1 protein-coding gene is annotated in these 2025 nt (G+C 38.3%); it reads left to right on the top strand.

The genetic code is table 11. The annotated features are described in order from the left end of the window. Positions 1-328: 328 nt before the first annotated feature. Positions 329-2025, top strand: a 1697-nt coding sequence (locus DW103_RS16105; protein ID WP_147381228.1) for a hypothetical protein, incomplete at its 3' end; no start/stop codon positions are given.

Here is a 2025-nt window from a genome sequence, read left to right as displayed (position 1 = left end):
AGTGTATTTTATTGGTACAGAGGAGTATAGAAAGACTGGTCAAAATGACTAAAATAAACGTACGTTTTTTCTCGTCACAAAAATAGGCATAAGTTTTGAACTTGCAATTCTTTTCTTCAATTTTTTTGCTATTCGTATATGCTTTCTTATCAATTAGATAGCAATACATGTACAAAAATCGGGCTTTCGATTACGAACTCGACAAATGCAAAAATAATGACTAAAATAAACGTACGTTTATTTTAGTCATTATACAGAAGTTTACAAACGTACGCGTATACAGAATAGCTTTATTTCAAACATTAGTATTAATATTAAATTTAGAATTATGAACAAGAGATTTTCTACTCTTTTGGCTACCGCCCTGGTAGCCGGTAGTGTCTCCGCTTTCGCACAACAGACTAAGGCAACTACTGTCGGAGACATGTTGGAAAAAGTGAAAACAGGAGACTACGTTACTTTAACAACAAATAGTAAGCTGGTTAGTCTTGCTAATGACCAATTGGATTTTGCCACATTGGAAAACTTGACGGCAACTAAGGATGCTGAAGATGCTTTTTCCGCAATGTGGAAAATAAAAGTTATCCCGGGCGTAGGTACAGCCGGTACTCCTACTTATTCTTTTGAAAATAAGCTGACAGGTAAAATGTTCGCTGTTAAATTGCAGACGAATAATAAGGGCGCTTCTACCGCTGTAGCTACTTTTGATGAAGAAGGTAATACGGAATGGGCATACAATAGCAAATTAGGTTTGTATAGCGTAAAAGGGGATTCTACATTCTTCTTTGATGATTCTAAGTTGAGTGCGGTAAAAGGTGGTTTGGAAGAGGCTTTAGGAACTAAGCCTACTCTTCCAATGGCTCCTGGTGCTATTGCTGCAGGAACAAAATTGACATTAACTCCGAAAATCTTCAACCAGATTACAACTTCAGGCAAGTTGTTTTTTGCAAATGGGAAGGATGTTCAGGAGGCAAACATTGAGAACTACTTGAAAACAAAGACTTGGAAAGCTGCTTCTGCGGTTTCCGGTAAAGGTGATGAGTCTGAAGATTTCTTGTTGGCAACGACAGACTCTACAGCTTCTAAAAACCCGAAAGTTTTGGTAGTGGATACCTGTTATTACAAAATCAATAATACATTGAACCACCTGATTGTGGATACTCTGGGTGCTAAACCCTCTCATATAGGAGCAAATAGAGTCTTAACCAATTATGTGGATCAATTGTATAAAGAAATTGGTAAAGACGATAAAAAAGAGATTAAGGCTTTGCGTCCAATCGCAACAGCATCTTTACGTGGTTCTTATTTCTTGGTGGAAGACTCTATCGTTTTGTATGCTAACTATAAGCCAATTGCTAATAAGGTAGTTGCTGTGGAAGGTAAAGATGAAGTTAAAGCACAGGATGCCAAATATACGTTTGACGGAACAGATTACAAAACTATCGGTTCGCTTAAAGCTGTTGTTAAAGAGGCTCTTGAGGCCGCTAAAGACGATGCTATAGCGAAAGGGACAGAGGATGTGAATGCTTGGATAGAAGTTGAGCTTGCAGATGCAGGTGCAACGTTAACGGTAACAGTGGGAAAGCAAACATATACTGTTACAACCAAAAATGATCAAGGTTCTGTAAAATATTCCTATGACTCAACAACTGATGTTGAATTTGATGCTGTTAAATCCGCTGTAATCGAGGCATTTACGGGAGATTTAAATACTGCATTAGAAACAGATAATGGTGTTGTTGATGGCTGGGAAGCAGGAACTACTGATAATAAAGATTACAAGCTTAATGATGAAAATATCGCTTCTTATACTGCTCCTGTAGAAGCTTCTCCTGCTGTTCCGGGTAATCCTGAATATCGTGGAATTACTGTAGGAGCAAAGAGCGATAATGGTAAAATCGCCCTTACTCCACTGGATGCTAATAAGATTGTTATCACTCCTTCTTTTGATGCTGCTATCGAGACAGAAGCTGCTGCTACAGAAGCTAACTTCATCTTACCCTTAATCCAGCCCGACTTCCAGAT

It is taken from the genome of Parabacteroides sp. AM08-6 (genome assembly GCF_003473295.1).
In the GTDB taxonomy this organism is placed as follows: Bacteria; Bacteroidota; Bacteroidia; order Bacteroidales; family Tannerellaceae; genus Parabacteroides.
This window is presented reverse-complemented; position numbering and strand designations above follow the sequence as displayed.